Genomic DNA, 19,137 nt, shown 5'->3' on the forward strand with positions numbered 1-19,137 from the left:
GTGGTCTCATGAGCCTGCCCATTGAAGGGCTATCAGGAGACAGACCATGAGCGAGAAAACCTGTGCTGCGTGCGACTACCCGCTGGACGAAAACGCCATCAAGGTGACCATTGGCCATCGCGTGGTGGAAGTGTGCTGCGAGGAATGCGCACAGAAGTTGCGCGAAGCCAGCGCCAAGGCTGGCGCATGACAGTCAGCCGGCACCCGGCGATGGCAGTGGCCATGCCGGGTGCCGGCGCGCAGGCATCCGGTGCCGAAGAACCTGTCGCGGCACCGGATGCCATGGCGACTTCGGTACCAATGCAGTTGCGCGATGGGGTGATGCGCGGGGAATCCGGCATATTTCGTGCCACCGATTGCCAGATATTTTTCGACGGATGGCGTTTCATGACGCGGCGGTTCAGCCATACTTCCTGCCGTCCGTTGCGGGGGGAGCGCATCATGTCATCGGTTACGCCGTCGTCCGAGTACGTCTGGCCACCCTCGGTCATGGGATTCGACATGCCATCGCCGTCCATGGCAGGACAGCGCGATGTCGAGCCGGTCATGGTCGCGTTTCTCAACACGCATCCCGATCACTACTGGATCGAAGCCTTTGCCTCGGAAGTGTGCGATTTCAAATCGCAGCATGAACTGGTGGACGTGCGCATCGACGCGCGCGGCCTGGTGGTGAAGGGGCCGGCCTCGCAGCTACGCGGTCTAACGATCCACTTGCGCGATTTCGTGCATCGAGTTTCACGCATCAGCCTGCAGCGACGCGTCATCGAGCGGATCAACCGCAACGATGACTCCGTCATGGGTACGTCCGAGAATGCATCTGCCGTCCGCGACGTTGATCTCGTGGCGAGGATGCCGGTAGTGGCCACTATCCTGGAGTCGGTGTCGCGCGAAACCGGGTTGCGCTTCGCGACCGTCGCCAGGGTTTCCGAAACACGCTGGACCGCCTGCGCCGTCTACGACACGATCAACTTCGGCCTGCGCGCCGGCCAGGACCTGATCCTGGAAACCACCATCTGCAACGAGATTCGCGAGCACGGTCATACGGTGACGTTTGACCACGCAAGCACCCACCCCTTGTTCTCCCAGCATCCGACGCCTGCGTTGTATGGCTTCGAGAGCTATATCTCCGTGCCGATCTACCGCGCGAGCGGCATCTTCTTCGGCACGCTGTGCGCCGTGGATCCGCAGCCCCGGCACATCGACCAGGAGATGGTCAAGGTGCTCGAGCGATATGCGCTCGCGATCGGCGACGCCATCGACGCTTCGTTCCCGGAATAGCGCTATGCGCGTGGCTCACGGGCGACGTGCCATCCGGCGTCTTTTGAAGATCGCCGGAACAGTTGAGGGGCGATGCGATGACAGCCAAGGAATGCCAGCGTCATGTCGCTTCGCGCGATATCAGGGCCACTTCGGAAACGATCTATCGAGCCTTCCTGAGTCGCGAAGCCATGTCGACATGGCTGCCGCCAGCAGGTGCCACGGGTCTGTTCGACGTATTCGAACCCTGGGAAGGCGGACGCTTTCGGCTGACGCTGGTCTTCGAGGCGGCTCGGGGAAAGTCGTCCGACAACACGGACGTGGTGGCGGGGCGTTTCGTCGAACTGATGCCCGATCGCCGCATGGTCATGGCGGTCGACTTCGATTCGGACGAATCCGCCTTTGCGGGAACCATGATCATGACTTGGGAACTCGCGGCGCTGCCCGTTGGCACGCGAGTCACTATCGTGGCCGAGCACGTCCCTGCCGGCATAAGCCAGGCCGACCATGAAACAGGCATGCGATCGACGCTGGATAATCTCGCGGCGTTTGTCGAATAGCTGCCTCCCGTCATTCCGGGCTTCCGTGCACCGTCCTTTTCGGGTGGACAGGTTCGCCGCGGCGAAGACGTTTCAAGGTCGAATTTTCGCGGCAGCATATTTACGGGATGCCGTTAGGTAGTTCTACCTAAGCGGTCAAATTCGATCCTTCTTGCGATGCCTTGCATGCAGGAGATTGTGTCGAAAAAGCCCTTGTTTTAAGCGGTATGGGCGATCCTTGGGTCGGTCAATCCGGGGCCTGTAGTCGGGGCCTTTCGAAGCCCTTTATTTCTATTATTTTTCACGGTGCGTTGGAGATGATGATTCCACCTGAGGGTGGTTTTCTTCAGGAGCCAACGTTGCTTCCGTGAAAATCCCGGCGATAGGGGAACACCAATGAAGAAGTCTTCGATCCTGTGCGTATTAGGTACGGCGGTGCTGCTTCTTGCAGGCTGCGTATCGCAGCAGAAGTATGACGAGTCACAGCAAAGGAATGCCGAGCTCGAGGCGCAGTACAAGCAACTCAATGACACCATGGGTACGGAGGTTGCGTCCCGCGACATGCAGATCACGCGCATGCAGGACGCGATCAAGGTATCGCTCAACGATCAGCTTCTGTTCCCGTCGGGCGGCTGGGAGATCTCGGACCAGGCCAAGCAGAGTATCGCCAAAATCGCCAAGATCCTGGCGCCGCACCAGAAGAACAAGGTCAACGTGAACGGCTATACGGACAGCACGCCGATCGGACCTCAGCTTGCGGCCCAGGGCGTCACGACCAACATGATCCTGTCCCAGAAGCGCGCGGACAACGTCATGCAGTTCATGATTTCGCAGGGCGTCAGGCCGGACATGGTGTCGTCTCACGGTTATGGTGAGGAAAATCCGGTCGCTTCCAACGACACGGCCGAAGGAAAGTCGCAGAACCGTCGCGTGGAACTCACCATCGCGAATCAGAACCAGTAACGTGGCAAAGCAGGGGAGGGGTACTCTGCAATGAGTACTCCCTCCTGTTATTCACGGTGGTGCGCGGCTGGTACCGGTAGAGGTTTCGCAAAGCCGCACGGGCTTCGCATCAAATGCGCGGAGCGCCACGCGGCATCAGCCCTTTACCTTGCATGGATTCCCGCCGATCCCGCGTGGGGCGAAACATCCAGCACCTTCGCCATCTCCGTGGTGCCGTTCCAACCCATGACCTGATAGAGCGGCCTGCCTTTCTCGGTGGCATGCAGGACGGCATAACTCAGGCCGCGCCTGGCAAACTCCGCATCCGCCAGTGTCATCAGCTCGCGTGCGAGTCCGCGCTTGCGGTAGCCGGGTTCCACAAACACATTCAACACGTACCCGCGCTTGTCCAGCGTCGGATGCTCCGGATGGGGAGGCCATTCGATCAGCATCAGGCCGATGCCGGCCACGGGCGCACCGTCGTCGGACATCACATAACCAAAGTACGAACCATCCTGCAGTCGCGGCTTGAGCCATTCGCGGAAGTGCTCGGTCATGAGCTTCAGCGCATCGCTGCTTCTTCCTGCATCCCGGAACATCTCTTCGCGATGCCGGCAGACCAAGTCGAGGTCGTGGGTATTGAGTGTTCGGATGTCCATGGTGATTCCGAAATGACAAGATCAAACCGCGAGTTCTGGCTCGGGTCGCAGGCGTGTACTCGGTGGCCGCATGAGCAAGGAACCCCACGGCGAACCCGTGGCGAATGATGGCGCAACCACTGGCACGGAAACAGGGACGGTGACTCAGTGGAATCGCATCCGCGTCCAGGATTGAGCGAGCGAGATCCCTAAGCTTCGGGTTGGAGTACCTCCCGATACGACACCGCCGGATCAGCGCGGAAGGACGGCTACGTCGTTCGCGAACGCTTTAGCCGAGATGCACCCACGATCGCCAGGTCGTAACGTGCCTGCAGCACCAGCCAGTAAGCCGGCGTGGGATCCATCACAGTGGCAAGACGCAAGGCGAACTCGGCATTGATGCGCCGCTCCGCCCGGGTGATCTGCCGCAACGTGGACAGGGAAATGCCTGTGCGCCGAGCGAGCCATGAGAGCGTCATGGTGCGAGGACGCAGGTGGTCGTTCAGCAGCACCTCGCCGGGGCTGCGTAGCAGTTCCGATGAATCAAAGTCTATCAGCGGATTGAGCTTGATGAGGCACATAAGGCTTCCTTTCCTGTCAGGCACGGCCCAATCACGGATCAAGCCCTACAGGCTTCCGTGTCGGCATATGCCGGGAATGGTGTAAGTGATCGCTCGGATAGGACGTTCCGACCCGCAGGAGGGATCGTTGCCGAATCGAACACAGGGCGCGGCAAATGCTCGCCTGAGGCTTGTTACCAAGCCCTTTGACGACCTATGCGTGGCCTATGTGTGGCCGATGGCGCTTGTCAGCGTGCGCCGGCAGAGACATCCACGCGTGGACCGATCCGCTGGGCGCGGGTCACGACAAGGGGAAGAGGGAGTGCCACCGAAGGGAATGGACAGACGAATGCGTCCCGTATGATCGCGGCCAGCCATGATCAACTCCGATTTAGTTGGTGATGGTCAGCGGACCGTTTGAGCTGTCACTCACTCGGTCCGCGCTCATGACACTGCTGCCATGGTCGCTCGCGGGATGGATTCAAAAGCCACCGCTAGCGACACCGCGACGGTAGCAAACGCACATGGCAACGCCTGTCAGCGTTACTCCAATAGCGCCATCAGTGGCAGGCGTAATCACGCGGCGTCCAATGCCCGATACGTGGCGCATCGAACCCGGCGTGTTATGGCGGCAAACCCGCGTTAGGTCGAAGCGGTACCCGCTGTCCATGGACTCCACACCGGCGAAAAGGAGTGCTGAGTCCCTTTACCTGCCGGCCAACACCGGCGGTGGCGTCCAGCGATCATCGAGCACCTCTTGGTCCGGCCAGTACGTTCGGATGTAGAGGGAGAAGGCGCTATGCGATGGGGACGGCAGCCAGTTCGCGCGTTGTGCCGCGTCCGTGGGTTGCTCCGCCTGGATGTAAAGGGTCAGCGAACCGTCCGCATTTAACTTCAGGTCCTTGTTTTTGGTGCCCACGGAATAGCGCTTGATCGCATTCGACACGAAGAAATGCTGGCTGTCGTACATGGTGATCGACCAGAAACCCTTCACGGGCGGCGTCCCCTTGGGGAAGGTGACGGTATAACGCTTGCTACCGTCCAGCCTGGCGCCGTTGGCGTCGAAGTCCTGATAGAAGTACGACGCCTCGTTGGGCTTGTTCACGAAGATGTTGGACCGGGCAACACCCGTCCGTGTGAAATAGTCGGTGCCGAATTGCGCGCCATTGCGTGCCACCGTCCAATGGTTCGGCAACGGCATGCCGTAGTTGTGGAAGTCCAGCAGGGGCGCGACGACTTCCCTCTCTGTCTTCGCCAGCTCGTCGTCTATCGCAGCACGAAGCGCCGGGTTGGCCTTCGCTGCGGCCACCAGGGCCTTCGCCTGTGCATACCATGCCTCTTCACCGGGTAGCGGCTTGGCATCCTGCAAGACGGTGGGAAGCTCATCCAGGAATTTTCCGGGGATGACTTTGGGCGCCTCACCACCATCGGCGGACGGCGGCGGACCGGGAATGGACGGTGTATGGGTCCAGTCGAAGTGTTTCATCTTTCCATCGAACTGCGATAGCGGGTAGATGTTGATGCTCGCTATCAGTGGCTGGATCGCCGTGCGATCCGCCGAGGTGTCATCCATGAAGACCCTGGGCACGATAAAACCGGTATTGCTGCCGGAGCGGAAGACTTGCGTGATGCCTTTGGGTACCGTGCCTTTCCAGTCGGGGCCAACCAGCAGATAAAAGCCGGGCTTGGTGCCATACATCTTGCCAAGGTTGGCGAAGCTGTCCGTGCGAATGTCGACCACCTGATAAACCCAGAAGCGATCGCCGAAATCCGGGACCTGTACGACCACTGGCTCCTTGTCCAGCACCAGCGGGCCGCTGCCATACACCACGTCCTGGTTCGGGCAGGTGACATCGCGCTCCTGCGGCTCGATGTAGTCGGTGAGCATGCTGAGATGGTTGACGGGTGCCACCGGCAGCGAGCCGCTCAGGCGGCCCGGCTCTTTCAGTGGTTCCATCACCAATCGGCGGTTGTAGACATTCACCATGGGCCAGGCCCAAACGTATATGGACCGCGCGACGGAACGAGCATATGCCTCGGTCATGAGTGCGCCGGGCAACGGTCCCGCGGGCATGGAAGAAGAGGACGAGCCGACATGGGCACCCGAAGACTCCGTTGCCGGTGACGTCGCTGCGTGTGGTGCGCTCGTCACCATGACTGCGCAGAGTCCAATGGATCCTAGTGCTTTCACGATGGTCTCTCCTAACCAGGTCAGTCATGGAATGAGAGCAGGGTGACTGCGAAACAGACCCTTGGCATCGGAAGATTTACAGGGCTGTCCTACGTATTTTTACCGAGGTTGGTGCAGAATCTGATGGGTCATGGTCCGTCCCGCCATGGTTCTAAAAGCGAGCGTTCGGGGAAATGCCTTTCGGCCTCGCGAGGGATGCGGGGCGCGCTTTTTCGTGGTGACGCCGTAATCCGTACCCGTCGTGGACGTCTCCGGAGAAAGGTCCGCGTGATCGGTGGTGACGCGTACCCACGCTGCGCCGCTATGTGGATCAGCGGACGTCGCATCGTTGAAAACCGGATTGCCCTCGCGCTGCTGCAGCGTACCGAGCTGGTTGAGGCGCTGCAGCACACCGGCTTAGGCCTCGTGCAGCGGCACGCCGGGCGCGTAGAGCGGCGTCGGATCAGTGGTCACGGGCGGCGTAGTGGTCGGCGGAGTGGCCACGGGAGGGGTGGTCACCGGCGGAGCGGTCGTCGCGATTGAATCGGAACGCAGGTACCACGCACCATCGCTCAAATGCGCCTGCGAGCGCATCGGATCGCAGACGAAAGCGAAGAGTCAGCTTTGGGTCTGAAGCGTATCGTTCTTATGTGCCAAAAAATCGATCGCGATGAACTGAAATCTATTCTTTGCGATCGTTTACCTTGGCCCCGGCAAGCGAATCGAACCAGATCTTCCATTCAGGCACTGCGCTGGCGTAGGTGCCGCGATGCGTGGTGGGGCCGGTCGAGACGGCCTGGACTTTGTCGTTGCCGCTGCCGATGGCGTGCTGATAGTTCGCCGCCAACTGGCCCAGGCCAACGCTGATGACCTCGTCGTTCGTACCGTAGTAGTTGCGCACCGGCGTCTTGATGACCCACTGATACGCGCGATCCTTGGCGAGCAGTCGCCCGTATTCCGAGTTGGCGAGGAACTGTGGGTCGAAGTATTCCGGGCGAATCAGCTTGTGCAAGTCCGCCGGGAGCGCGGAAAGATCGGCCCCGGGCGTTCGGTCGTAGATGGCCTTGGCTGCGTCGTAATACGCTGGATTGAATACCGACTGAGCGAGCCCCGGCACGCCGTAGTAATTCTCGAACGAGAATGCCGTGAGCACGACGAGTGCGTTCGTCCACGGCGCATCGTTCTTGCGCGGAAAGTCAATGAAGCCGGTGATCGGCATGAGTGCGTCCACGGGTGCGCTGGCCGTCACAACCGCAGTCACGGGCACGCCGTCGCGTTCGAACTTCTCCAATGCTGCCATCGTGACGAATCCGCCCTGCGACCAACCGGCGAGGAAGAGATCAGTGCCGCGAAGCTTCATGTTCGCCATCACCGCATGCGCTGCCTCGTTCATGTCGAAAACAGCCTGCTGATGGCTGCTCTTCACCATGAAGCCCTCATGGGGTTCGCTACCCGCGCCCATGCCGAAGTAGTCCGCGCCTTCCACGACATAGCCCTGGCCAGCGAACTGCGCAATCATCAACTTCGTTTCGCCGGACTCCTCGGGAAACGATGGAACCTGATGCTTCCCGTACACGGTGCCGTGCTGATACGACACCACCGGAAATGCCTTGCCTGAAGTTTCAGGAATGGCGAGCAAGCCCGTTGCCGTCGTGGGTTGGTTGCCCATCTCGGGGATAACCGACCGATAGGTCACGCGATAGAGCCGGACTGAATTCCGGGCCGAGGTATAGGTCACCGGGATGTCGAAGAACTTGGGCGTATCAACCTGAAGAATCTGGTTCAGGCGAGCGACATCCCACCGTCCGATGAATTCGTATTGGACGTCCGAGGTGACGCGAACCGGCTGGCTCTTCTGTGCGCAGATTGGCTGGGCAATCAGTGCGCTTCCACACAGTAAAGCCGCGCAAACAAATAAACGAATACGGGCACTGATCAGGTGGCGTCCACGACGCACTTCGTTGGAAGGTACGGGTACGGGTTCCGTTTCGAACGCCGGAGTGGAGGACATGACCGCGTCGCTCCCGGGAAAGGGTGGTGCAAAAGCGTGCGCGCAGGCAGCTTTACGACGCGACTGAAATTCTACGGAGCTTAGGCTGCGTAGAATTACTTAGCGAGGTCTTCTCCCATCAGATCAATAGATCGTCGGCTTTGGTTCGAAAGCTGACATTGCAAAGTCGCTTACGGATAGCACATCGAGATGTCCACTTCTTGCACGAGGTCGACCGCCGCTTAGGCACCATCCGCTTGGCGTGCCCGGTCCAGGTATTTGCTTTTGACAAGCGAGCGCTGCGCATGACAGCACTGCGGCCAGGGCGGTCGCTTAGGGGTGCCCATAGCTGAAGGAGGCGAGTGTTCTAGTTGCCGTCGTCGCTGTTTCGCGCGTGATGCAGTGCAGCGACACTGATGGCAACGATCAATCCGGTCATGACGATGCCGGTCAATCCGATCGCGATTGCCAGGAATCTGGCCAGCCCGTGCTTGGGCACCAGGTCACCATACCCAATGGTCAGTCCGGTGACAAAGGAAAAGTACAGCCCGTCTCCTACGGGCCAGCCCTCAATCCTCGCAACGCAAATGCCGAGAAGCCCCATGAATACCACCAGCACTGACAGGACCGGCCAAATGATGGCTATCCCGTGCATGAGTTCACGAATGAATTTGCGTCGCAAATATCTCGAAGCTCTCATATGGGACTCCGGAACGATGGAGAAGGCCCTGCTCAGTATCTCGGGCTGCCACCCGGCGGCTCACTGTGCCAATTGCCGCCTTGCCACCCAATGCTCCCAACTGGGGCCTTTCCATCCACAGATCGCCTGCTACGGCTCTCCAGCGTTCGTAACTGCAGGCAATGGTTTGCGCGAAACGCCGATCGACTGGTTCGTCATTCGATGACCGCCTTGATGCTTCCGGACTTGATCGCTGCGAGTAGCTCCCGGTAGTCGCTCTGGTTCTGCGCGCAATATTCAATCGCGAACTCGCTGACAGCATCCTCAAACTTCGAACTTGACCCCATGTATCCAGCTATCGCTGCCGGATCTCCAGACCGCGCATGCGCGTGTGCCAGGGCATGCGCGCACATGCGCCCATACTCACCCAACATCCCTTCATCCCAATCGTCAAGATTGGCAGAAATCTTCATGTCGCGGAGTTGGCGAATGTAGAAGTGCCTTCCGCTCTCCACCTGCGTCCACCCCGTGAATATGTCACTGGCCGTCTGCATCAGGTGCTGACCGGCGACAACGCGCTGCCCATGGTTCGAATAGTTGCTCTTGCCGGCATAGGGCTCGAGCACTGAGGCGCGCGCCTCCTTGATCTGGAGAAACAAGGGATCTCCATCAGCCGTAAGAAAAAGATAGACCGCACACATGGTACCGACGCTACCTACGCCAACCACCTTTACGGCAAGGTCAGAGGCGTGAAATCTGTTGAACAGCGTTCTTACATGCCCAGGCAGGCTTCTCCGATACAGGGCAATCGCGGCTGCGCAATCGGATTCGAAGCCGGGAGTCCGTTCGGAGTCAGGGTGATAGATCAAAGGAGGGTCGTCCTTGATCCTGGCGAGTCCTCCCCGCTCTGAAACGAGCTTCGGATATAGATGATCGATCGAACCCTTGCGCTTCTCCAGTTCGATCCTTCCGGCTAGACGTTTTCGCGCGTCGGCGACAACCTCCGGGTCGCCCGTCTTATCCGAGTACTTCCGTAAATCGATCCTGTCGTACCAGATATCAAGAACACGCATGCCCGAATAGTCGAGCATTTTCCTCCGATATTCGCGGACCGTGTGCCGCACAACGTGCCTTACGTCGCTGTTGGACTGATTCAAATGTTCAGCCGCGATGACCATGCTGGTCGCCAGCCGCTTTACATCCCATTCGAAGGGCGCGGGCAAGGTCTCATCAAGATCATTGATGTCGAATACGATATTACGCTCAGGCGTTGCAAAGCCTCCAAAATTCATGAGGTGCGCGTCACCGCAAGCCTGCACCCGCAGGCCACTGACAGGCGTTGTCGAGAGATCAGCAGCCATGACCGCTGCCGCGCCACGGTAGAATGCGAAGGGAGACGCCGACATGCGACCGAAACGGATGGGAATGAGTTCTAGAAGTCGCCCCTGATTGGACTCTGCCAGTGTCTCCATCGGAGCACGACGGTCCGGTGGACTGGACCATCCTGCTTGCGACCGCCGAGGCGTCCTCCCGCGTAGCTTTCGGCCCTCGGCCTGACGCTCATCGACGCGCAGGTGTGGTGACGCGTCTTGGCTCTCTGTGGCCTTTCGTGGCGAATTGACCGGGTTGATGATCATCGCGATTCCTGCAGATCACCTTGCCTTGTGGGGACAGCAAGGAAGATCACACTGTGAAGGATCATGGCGCATCCAGTAGGCGGGCGATTCAAACGCAACCGATGCAATTTGATTACGACTCGCACGATCGACCCCGGTCTCCTCAAGACGATGCTTCCATTGCAAGGCGCCGATATTTCTGGTTACGGCCAGCTGACGTGCCGGTTTGCCGCTCCCGTGATTCAGGGCGAGCTCTGCTTCTCCGCTGACGCCTCAAATTTCGTAACGGCGTCTTCCAGCCGCGCGAACATCCGCCCGGGGCCGAGCGCATTGTTCAAGGACGAATTGCGCACTACATGCAAGACCTCCGGCGCCATGCCTGCCAACCATATTTCGCGCCCGCTTTCCCTCGCTTTCTTCTCGGCTGCAATAAGCATTTTCAGCGCCGTGTATTCAAGATCAAACACGGCGCTCAAATCGATCACCACTATCCGGGGAGCGACTTGCGAAATGAGTTGCGACATCTTCGCCCCGAGCCTCGCAGCATTCACGAAGAAGACCCGACCCTCGGGATGAAGAAGCAGTAAGCCGTCAATCGTTTCGTCATCCGCGTGCTCGGGCGACGCGGGCCTGAAGAGCGTCGTTCCAGGCTTGCGCACCAGTACATACAGTGCAGGGTCGGATACCTGATGTGCGAGCGCCAGCAGCGATACCGCAATGGCAATGACGATGCCCTGCAGTGTTCCAAGGAATACGACGCCGACGACTGCCGCCATGGCCCACACGAATTCGGTCCGACGAATCGACAGAATGGCGCGGAATTCAGCCGGCTTGATCAACCCGATCGAATAAACGATGACCACTGCGGCCAGCGTTGCATGCGGCATCAGTGCGATGAATGGCGCAAGCACCAGCATCGTGCAGAGCGTGACAGTCGCCGTAACCAGCTCGGCAACCTGGGTCCGCGCACCGACGAGGCGATTGACCGCCGTCTGGGTCGTTCCACCACCGCCAGGCATCGCACCGAGGAATGCCCCGCCCAGGTTGGCAAAACCCGTCGCAAGCAACTCGCGATTTGCTGTGGGTATCGGCTCGTCATCCCCGACAAAGGCGCGTCCAGCCGCGATGGTTTCGGTGAAACTCATCAGCGCAATGCCGACTGCTGCCGGCCAAAGCTCCCGGATCATCGATAGATCGGGCAAAGTCAGAGAAGGAAGGCCCGTTGGTATCTTGCCGACGAGTTCCACGCCGTGTGACGACAGGTTGAAAATCACCACACTGCCGATTCCAGCCGCCACAGCGATGAGCGGCGCTGGCGCTTTCGGCCAAAATCGCTCGAAGACCACCAGTATGCCTATGCAGGCGGCGCCCACCGCAAACGTCGCTATCGACAAGTGAGGAAGACCCACGACGATCTCGTAGACGCTATGAGCGATCGACCCCTTAGGGAAGTGGATGCCCAGAAGCTTCGGTAATTGATCGACCACGATCACGACAGCCACGCCAGCTTTGAAGCCGGTAAGCACCGGGTCCGAGATGAAGTTCGCGACGAAACCCAGGCGAAGCACCGACGCAAGTAGAAGCGTGACACCCACAAGAGCCGTCAGCGTGGCTACGGCTGTGGTCAAGGCGGCAAGGTTGCCATCGGGTACCACCCGCCCTAGTGCGGACGCCGTAAGGATGGCAAGCGTTGCTGAGGTGCTGACGCTAAGGGGTCGAGATGTGCCGAGGAAGGCATAAATGACCATGGGAAGGAATGCCGTATACAGACCGACCTGTATGGGCAATCCCGCAACGGTGGCGTAAGCCAGGGCCTTTGGAATCACCACCGCCGCGACGGTAACGCCAGCGATGACATCCGCTTTTGCCCATGCACCACTGTAGTGGCGCAATCGCTTCCGGGCGGCGGGCTGCGGCTGCATGACAGGGGACATCGAAGGATGCTGCATATGAGAGCTCCTCCGCCAATGTGTCGGCGTGTCGTCAGACTCGAGTTCGTCCAGCGAGACGGCTCGAGGCCATTCTCAACAGAGATTCGCGCGTGCGTCGATCGAGCTGAAATAGCTTGACGCCGGTGGGCTCTAGGCACAAGCCGCAGAACGGCGTCAGATGTGGAGCGCCAACCCCGCTCTATCGATGGTCAGAGGAGGCGACCATGTTTTTGGATGGTGGACGCTCGTGCCGCTCGATTTCGGACAGGATTGCGTAAATTTACCTAGTTACTGCGTCTCGGGATTGGCAGCCATGGCTATCCGCTTTGGGTCGAGAGTGGACCTAACCAGCTTGGCGGAGCCCGCGTCCACAGGTCTGCCTCAAAGTGACGTTTCGTGTCCGTCTTCCGCGACCGCAAGGACCAATGCTCGATGGAACGATGTTGAGCGTCCATACCGTCACCAGGTGTAGCGGATGCCGATATCGCCCCAGACGCCTTTACGGCTTCCGCTCTCCGAACTATGGATGGAGAACTGGCGGCCGAACTGGCCATACAGGCTCATGCGGGTATTGAGCGTCGCAGTGACGCCTGCTGCAATGTCCATGCGCGTCGTCTGTTGCGCAAGCGGAACCTGATTCGCTCCGGACCATGTCGTCGTGGCTTGCGCACCCCAGTCCCGCCAGAGGTTGGCACGCACATACGGCTGCCACATCTCCCCGTCGGCACGGTTGATCGTCCACTGCCCCCGTACGCCCAGCCGCCCGGTTCCCCCTGTGGTCGTGCCCAGGTCGACGGCGCCCAGCCCGTCATTGCCATCGTTCAATGCGACGCGCTGCCAGATGATCTGCGCCTGAGGTTCCAGCACGAAGTTCGGCCCGAACGCGAGCGCCACCGGATAACCTGCCTCGATCGAAGTCAGAACGCCGTAGCCTGAGACCGACAGACGGGCCGACTGCGTTGTGGCGTTGCCGTCGTAGTGCGTGCCCTGCAGCACGGCGTCGACGTACCAACCACTTGGGCCGTAATGCGTCCAGTATGCCCCGCCGCTGTACGCATCGAGATCCAGCGTGCCTGTTTGGACCTGCACGTAGGCCGTGGCCGGTGCATTGGTCACGAGCCCGTTCACGTCGGCATTGCTGTTTCCGTATGCGAAGTAGACGCCGGCGGCATCGTAGTGATCTGGCATGAAGCTGTCGCGCCAAAGATCCAGACCCACCTGGACACCAAACAGGTGGCCACTGGCGCTCGCATCGGTGAAGGTCTGGTAACGGTTGTCGATCTGCTGTCCGAACGTGCGCCCCCAGGCAGACTGGCCCCAGCCAGCGTTGTCGGCACCACCCGCGGCCACGGTCAACGTGTCGCCGATCCGTTCATGCAACGTACCCAGGGTCGTCTGTCCCAGTTGTCGCGCGATGGGCTGCACCACCGCGTCCGTGGCGATTTCCGGGCCGAGGATCGGATACTTCGCCGATGTAGGCTGGGCCGCCGGCGCATCCAGAGGCAGTGAGTTGCCGGGAGGGATGCCGTCCGGTACTCCGGACTGTGATCCCGTCGGCGGTGGCGTGGAAGGCGTCGAGGTGACCGGCGTGGGTGCCGCAATGAAATCAGAGCGCAAAAACCAGTCTTCGGGCGCGCTGCTGTCGACACTGCCTCTGAACAGGCGGTAGTCGAGGAAGCCGGCGCGCAGCCTGCCGTTGAGCACGAACGCGCCTGCTGTTGTGCTGCCGCCGTTGATCACCTGGACCAGGCGGATGCCGTTGTTCAAGGTCTGCGCGCCGCTGACGCCGGTGGGAAGCACGACTACCGCGCTCGTTCCGTTCGTGGTGCCACCGTCGAGCACCAGCCGACTCGATGGCGAGCCGTCTGTGCCGAGAAACGTGTTGAATACGACCTCGCCCTGCGGGTCGCTGTAGCTTCCGCGAATCGTCAGCGCGCCATAACCGGTATCTCCGGCCACCGGGTTACCGGGCCAGACCACCCCCTGGTTCACCACGTTGCCGATCACCGTGCCCGAACCGGCCAAGGTCCCTGGTGCAAGGACGGTCACGGGCGAACTGATCGAGCCATTGACGATGAGCGTGCCCTGTTGAATGGTTGTCGGGCCGCTGTAGGTGTTGTTGCCATTGAGCACTGTGGTGCCGGTGCCCATCTGTACCAGAGCGCCGGTTCCCGAAAGCACGCCACTGAATCTGAGCGTGTCGCTGCGATCGAACGCCAGGGCGCCGTTGTCGGTGACGTTGCCCACGATGCTACCGCTGGTACCGCCGTTGCCCAGCTGCAGGGTGCCGGCATTGATCGTCGTGCCGCCCGTATAGGTGTTCGAGCCTGAAAGCACGAGCGTGCCCGTATCGCCCTTCGTCAACGATCCGGTGCCGCCGATCACACCGCTCACGGTGAGTGTCCCGGCTGGCGCAACATCAATCGTCCCGCCGCCGGTATTGAGCGTCACGCTGCGTGCCAAGGTGAAGCCTGGGCCGGTGACCGCCAGCGTGCCGCTGTCGAGACTCAGGCTGCCTGTTGCCGCACCAAGATTGTTGTCGGCGGACACTTGCAGCGTGCCGCCGTTGATCGCCGTGCCGCCCGTATAGGTGTTCGCGCCCGAAAGAACGAGCGTGCCCGTATCGACCTTCGTCAACGATCCGGTGCCGCCGATCACACCGCTCGCGGCGAATGTACCGGCTGGCGCAACATCAATCGTCCCGCCGCCGGTATTGAGCGTCACGCTGCGTGCCGTGGTGAAGCCCGGGCCGGTGACCGCCAGCGTGCCGCTATCGAGACTCAGGCTGCCCGTTGCCGCACCAAGATTGTCGTCGGCGGACACTTGCAGCGTGCCGCCGTTAATCGCTGTGCCGCCCGTGTACGTGTTCGCGCCGCCGAGTATCAGTGTGCCGAGGTCGGCTTTCTCCAGCTGCGTGCTGCCCTGCAGTACGGCGTCTATTGTCGCGATATAGCCTGCTCCACCCGACGTGCCATCGCCGACCCGAATGGTGGTCGTGCCGGATCCGGCGGTGGTCTCAACCAGCGTCAGCGGTCCGCCATTGATCACATAGCCACCGGACGCGAACTGCATGCCCGCGGCGCTGACCTGGCCCACGCTGTTGTCCACCGTCACCGTGCCCGGCGTCGCCTCGAAGATTGCATAGCCCAAGTTCGCCCACGGCGCGTTTAGGGTGCCCGTGGCGTTGGTCCAGTTGTCATTGCCGGCAGGGCTCTGCCAGGTACCGCTGCCACCGTTGATGTCGCCGTTCCTGGTTCCCGTACCATCCCAATAGGTCAACGTCACGCCCGTCGTATTGACCAGATTTACTTCACCAGGCACCGAAGTCTGCACCACGGCGGTCGTCCCCGATGGCAGGGTGCCCAGCGTCAGTCCGTTGTTGGTCAGCGCACCGCCATACATGAAAACCTGGTAGATGCCCGGCCCGAACGTGGTGCCCGGTGATTCGGCTACGTCGAGCGTGCCGTCCAGCGTCAGGTTGCCCTTCACCGCGGTCAGGTCATTCAGCGCGCCACCTGCCACATTGGAATGGCCAAAGCTGTACTCGAGGACCGAACCGCTGGCGAGGCCAAGATCACCGTTGATAGTCAGGGTCCCGATACCGCCCGCAGCCCCGCCAGGAGCCAGGGTGCCACCGGCCACGTTGACGCTTCCTCCGATGATGCCAGTGCCGCCTAGCGTCGCACCGCTCGCCACCGCCGTCGCACCCGTGGCGGCCGTCTGGTCGCCGTTGATGTACAGGGAGCCGCCATTGACGGTCGTGCCGCCCGTGTAGCTGTTGGTGCCGGTCAGAACCAACGTGCCAGGGCCAGCCGCATTGAGCACGCCGGGAGCGGTACCGTCAGAGATGACCCCGGCAAGGGTCTGGGTGGTTCCCGCCGGCGGCGTGAAGTTCGGATCGCCGGTCAGTGTGACGTTGTTGCCAATCGTGTAGTTGCTACCGCTCAGCCATGACAGGGTGGTGCCAGCGGCCATTGCCAGCGCGCCCGTACCCAACGCCGCATTGTTGCCGACTGCGATCGCGCCACCGCTGATCGTCGTCGTACCGCTGTAGGAGTTGTTGCCGGACAAGGTCTGGGTGCCGGTGCCGATCTTGGTCAGGTTGCCGCTTCCACTGATCGTGCCGGAGTATGCGCTCGATGTATTGTTGCCGCCGGTGGCCAGGGTGGTCGCATTCAGCGCCACTGTGCCGGCGGTGCCGGCCAGGGAACCGATCGTATCGACGGCCAGCAACTGGAACTCGCCGCCATTGACGGTGACAGCGACGCTGCCGCCGATCCCGCTCTGTCCGTTGTTGGTCCCCAGCACTCTAAAGAGACCGCCGTTGATCGTGATCGGGCCGCCGGTGATGCTCGCGCCGTTATAGATATCCAGGTCACCGCTATTGAGAATGACGCCGCCCGTGTTCGCCCAGACGCCGCCTACCGTATTGTTGAAAATCCCATGACCTCCGGTGCTCGAAATGGTGAGAGAGCCGGGTCCGCTGGTAATGCTGACGCTGATCCATCCGGCGTTCGGCGCGAGAAAGCTATTGGCATTGGCCACCACCGAATACACTCTGCCGTCAGTGGCGGTGACGGATGAATTCGCGATGGTGCCTCCATTGAGCACGACTCTTTCGCCGCCGATGTTCATGCCGTTGAGATCGAGGGTCGCGCTCGCGGCCACCGTGGTTCCGCCTGCGCTGGAGCCGAGCGCAGAGTTACTCCCGACGACGAGCGTGCCGGTGCTGATCGTTGTTCCGCCCGTATAAGTATTGGCGCCGGTCAACGTGGTAGTGCCGGTGCCGATCTGGCTGACTAATCCGGTGCCCGAGATCACGCCGCCGTAGGTCACCGCCGTGCCGGCTGCCGGATCGAAGGCCAGCGCGGCATTGTTGCTGACGTTGCCGGTGATGGCGCCATTGGTAGTGCCGTCACCCACCTGCAGCGTGCCCGCCGAGATCGTCCAGGGTGTAGTCGTCGTGGTTGAGCCGGTCAGCGTCCAGGTACTGACGCCCGTCTTTTGATACTGGCCAAAGCCCTGATACTGTGCAGTCGGACCGATCTGCGCCATGCTGAAGGTCGCGTTGGTCGAACCGCCCAGAATGAACGTATCGGCTGACGAAAACGCCACCACGTTGCCGGTGATATTCGAGCCCGCATCGATCTCAAGCGAGTTGGTGCCGCCCGTGAAGGTGATGGCACTTGCCCGAGTGCCTCCGCCTCCGAGGCCGCCCGAAATGTTGCCGGCATTGATGATCGTTAGCCCCGCGCCGGTGATGCCCACACCTCCGGTGCCGGTCGTGCTTGCCCCCCCGGAAATAGTGCCACCGGCCATATTGGTGACACTGAGCCCAGTACCAGAGATGCCGGCACCGCCAATCGCACTGGTGCTTGCACCTCCGGAGATACTGCCGGAGTTGATGACGGTGTCGGCAAGCCCGATGAGACCGATGCCGCCGTTCCCAGCAGTTCCCAGGCCATTGGGTGAGTTCGCGCCACCCTGACCGCCACTGATCGAGCCCGAATTCACTAGCGTCGCACCGTTCGCCGCGAACTTCAGACCCGCGCCACCGTCTCCGCCAAAGCCGCCGCTCGTGCCGCCGCCACCATTGCCGCCCGCGCCTCCGGTGCCTCCCGTGATCGTGCTGGAGTTCGTGCTGGTTCCACTGCTACCGGTAATGTAGGCGCCGCATCCTCCGGCTCCTCCGCCGGCATTGTTTCCGTGAGCAGTGCCTTCGTTGGACGCATTGCCCCCGTTGCCTCCAACGAGGTTGCCCGTGTTGTTGATGGTCGCGGTGCCTGTGCCATTGCCGTTCCAGCCGCCGCCACCGCCAGCGCCATCAGCTAACCCCTGATTTCCATTCTCGCCGTTAGGATTTGCGGCGGTGCCGCCCGCACCACCCGTTGCGCCCCCCGCAGCTGCGTTGCCGCCATTGCCACCGCCTGAGCTGCCACCGATGAAGTTGCCAACGGCTTGACCCGTACAACTTGTTCCATCGCCACCGTTGCCGGCCCAAGCGGGAATAGCGACGGACGCCATAATCAATGCAAGTGCGATCGGTCTGGCAACCATCTGGCTGATGCAGCGACAGGGCACCTCCACGTAACCTGGCAGCCGACCTCCATCAGAGTTTTTCGGCGCGGTCATAGTTCGCTCTGGTGTCCGTCAAAACGCATTTATTTCGACGCTCACAGTGGTTCGTCGCGCATGCGACAACCTCGGCAGAGAGGAGCCATCCTACGAAGTTTTGCTGAGAATCAGGTGTTGCCAGCCAGGCGAATACCCGCGTGGAGATCAATACTTCAATAGGATCGCCAAGAATGGCGTACCCGAGACGGTGACGATAAATAAGAGCGGAGCGGACCTCGCTGCGCTCAAAGACATCACCGCCGCCCGCAATCAGCCGATCAACATTCGACAGTAGAAGTATTTGAACAACCTGGTCGAGCAGAATCACCGCGCCAGCAAGCGACGAGCGCGACCCCCGTTGGGCTCCAAAAGCATCCAATGTGCCTGGATCCTGCGTGGCGGCATCGAGGTGGTGCATATGGTCAAGAAGGGGCAGATGCGCCGCCCCGACGGGGAAGGTTCGTCTGCCGTCGCTTCGTACTACTCGCTGGACTTCCGAACGCGCTGCGGCGTTGCGCAACGGATCGAACATCGACCGCCATTGCGACACAACCCTTCATGGTCAGCCCCCTTTTGAACAACGATCGGCGCGGTGAGCCGCGACTCATACCGGCCAGAGCGCGACATGCCTATCGGAGGACAACCCCTGCCAAACCAAAATACACCGCATGCCTTCAACACAATGTCAACGCGCCCTCTCC

14 protein-coding genes are annotated in these 19,137 nt (G+C 60.9%); 5 read left to right on the plus strand and 9 right to left on the minus strand.

Annotated elements, in window-relative coordinates; all coding sequences use genetic code 11:
• Positions 1 to 46 precede the first annotated feature (46 nt).
• From EPB08_RS21065 to EPB08_RS10820, 4 genes are all read left to right on the plus strand, one after another.
• A complete protein-coding gene (locus EPB08_RS21065) occupies positions 47 to 190 on the plus strand; it encodes a hypothetical protein (protein WP_165418483.1) in 144 nt (47 codons plus the stop codon).
• A 251-nt stretch (positions 191 to 441) separates the two neighbouring features.
• Positions 442 to 1,278, plus strand: coding sequence for a GAF domain-containing protein (locus tag EPB08_RS21150; protein WP_229238305.1), 837 nt, complete (start codon positions 442 to 444; stop codon positions 1,276 to 1,278).
• Positions 1,279 to 1,355: 77 nt separating this feature from the next.
• A complete protein-coding gene (locus EPB08_RS10815) occupies positions 1,356 to 1,817 on the plus strand; it encodes an SRPBCC domain-containing protein (protein WP_130619110.1) in 462 nt (153 codons plus the stop codon).
• 375 nt (positions 1,818 to 2,192) lie between these two features.
• On the plus strand, positions 2,193 to 2,759 hold the full coding sequence (locus EPB08_RS10820; protein ID WP_130619111.1) for an OmpA/MotB family protein: 567 nt from the start codon (positions 2,193 to 2,195) through the stop codon (positions 2,757 to 2,759).
• 143 nt (positions 2,760 to 2,902) lie between these two features.
• Here the strand turns inward: EPB08_RS10820 and EPB08_RS10825 are convergent, their stop codons facing one another.
• The 5 genes from EPB08_RS10825 to EPB08_RS10845 all read right to left on the minus strand — a co-directional run bounded on the left by EPB08_RS10825 (position 2,903) and on the right by EPB08_RS10845 (position 8,700).
• On the minus strand, positions 2,903 to 3,397 hold the full coding sequence (locus EPB08_RS10825; protein ID WP_130619112.1) for a GNAT family N-acetyltransferase: 495 nt from the start codon (positions 3,395 to 3,397) through the stop codon (positions 2,903 to 2,905).
• A gap of 248 nt (positions 3,398 to 3,645) precedes the next feature.
• Positions 3,646 to 3,957 (minus strand): HigA family addiction module antitoxin, encoded by a 312-nt coding sequence (locus EPB08_RS10830; protein WP_130619113.1) that lies wholly within the window; start codon positions 3,955 to 3,957, stop codon positions 3,646 to 3,648.
• Positions 3,958 to 4,642: 685 nt separating this feature from the next.
• Positions 4,643 to 5,893 (minus strand): DUF1254 domain-containing protein, encoded by a 1,251-nt coding sequence (locus tag EPB08_RS10835; RefSeq protein WP_205746336.1) that lies wholly within the window; start codon positions 5,891 to 5,893, stop codon positions 4,643 to 4,645.
• Between the two features lie 895 nt (positions 5,894 to 6,788).
• Entirely contained in the window at positions 6,789 to 8,117 is a 1,329-nt protein-coding gene (locus tag EPB08_RS10840; protein WP_205746337.1) for an alpha/beta hydrolase family protein, read from the minus strand.
• 346 nt (positions 8,118 to 8,463) lie between these two features.
• A complete protein-coding gene (locus EPB08_RS10845) occupies positions 8,464 to 8,700 on the minus strand; it encodes a potassium channel family protein (RefSeq protein WP_205746338.1) in 237 nt (78 codons plus the stop codon).
• Between EPB08_RS10845 and EPB08_RS21070 the strand changes: the two genes are divergently transcribed.
• Complete coding sequence (locus EPB08_RS21070; protein WP_165418477.1) at positions 8,699 to 9,001, plus strand: hypothetical protein; 303 nt, start codon at positions 8,699 to 8,701, stop codon at positions 8,999 to 9,001. The two genes, EPB08_RS10845 and EPB08_RS21070, sit on opposite strands and share 2 nt — an antisense overlap.
• On the opposite strand, the gene EPB08_RS10850 is transcribed toward EPB08_RS21070, so the two are convergent.
• The 4 genes from EPB08_RS10850 to EPB08_RS10865 form a co-directional block, all read right to left on the minus strand.
• Complete coding sequence (locus EPB08_RS10850) at positions 8,991 to 10,412, minus strand: DUF2252 domain-containing protein (protein ID WP_130619114.1); 1,422 nt, start codon at positions 10,410 to 10,412, stop codon at positions 8,991 to 8,993. The two genes, EPB08_RS21070 and EPB08_RS10850, sit on opposite strands and share 11 nt — an antisense overlap.
• 221 nt (positions 10,413 to 10,633) lie before the next feature.
• A complete protein-coding gene (locus EPB08_RS10855) occupies positions 10,634 to 12,340 on the minus strand; it encodes a SulP family inorganic anion transporter (RefSeq protein WP_205746339.1) in 1,707 nt (568 codons plus the stop codon).
• Between the two features lie 441 nt (positions 12,341 to 12,781).
• A complete protein-coding gene (locus EPB08_RS10860; RefSeq protein ID WP_130619115.1) occupies positions 12,782 to 18,454 on the minus strand; it encodes an autotransporter-associated beta strand repeat-containing protein in 5,673 nt (1,890 codons plus the stop codon).
• Complete coding sequence (locus EPB08_RS10865; RefSeq protein ID WP_130619116.1) at positions 18,432 to 18,968, minus strand: hypothetical protein; 537 nt, start codon at positions 18,966 to 18,968, stop codon at positions 18,432 to 18,434. The genes EPB08_RS10860 and EPB08_RS10865 overlap by 23 nt, the downstream gene beginning before the upstream one ends.
• Between the last annotated feature and the right edge of the window lie 169 nt (positions 18,969 to 19,137).

Origin of the sequence: Dyella amyloliquefaciens (assembly GCF_004296575.1) — a bacterium.
Classification (GTDB): domain Bacteria; phylum Pseudomonadota; class Gammaproteobacteria; order Xanthomonadales; family Rhodanobacteraceae; genus Dyella; species Dyella amyloliquefaciens.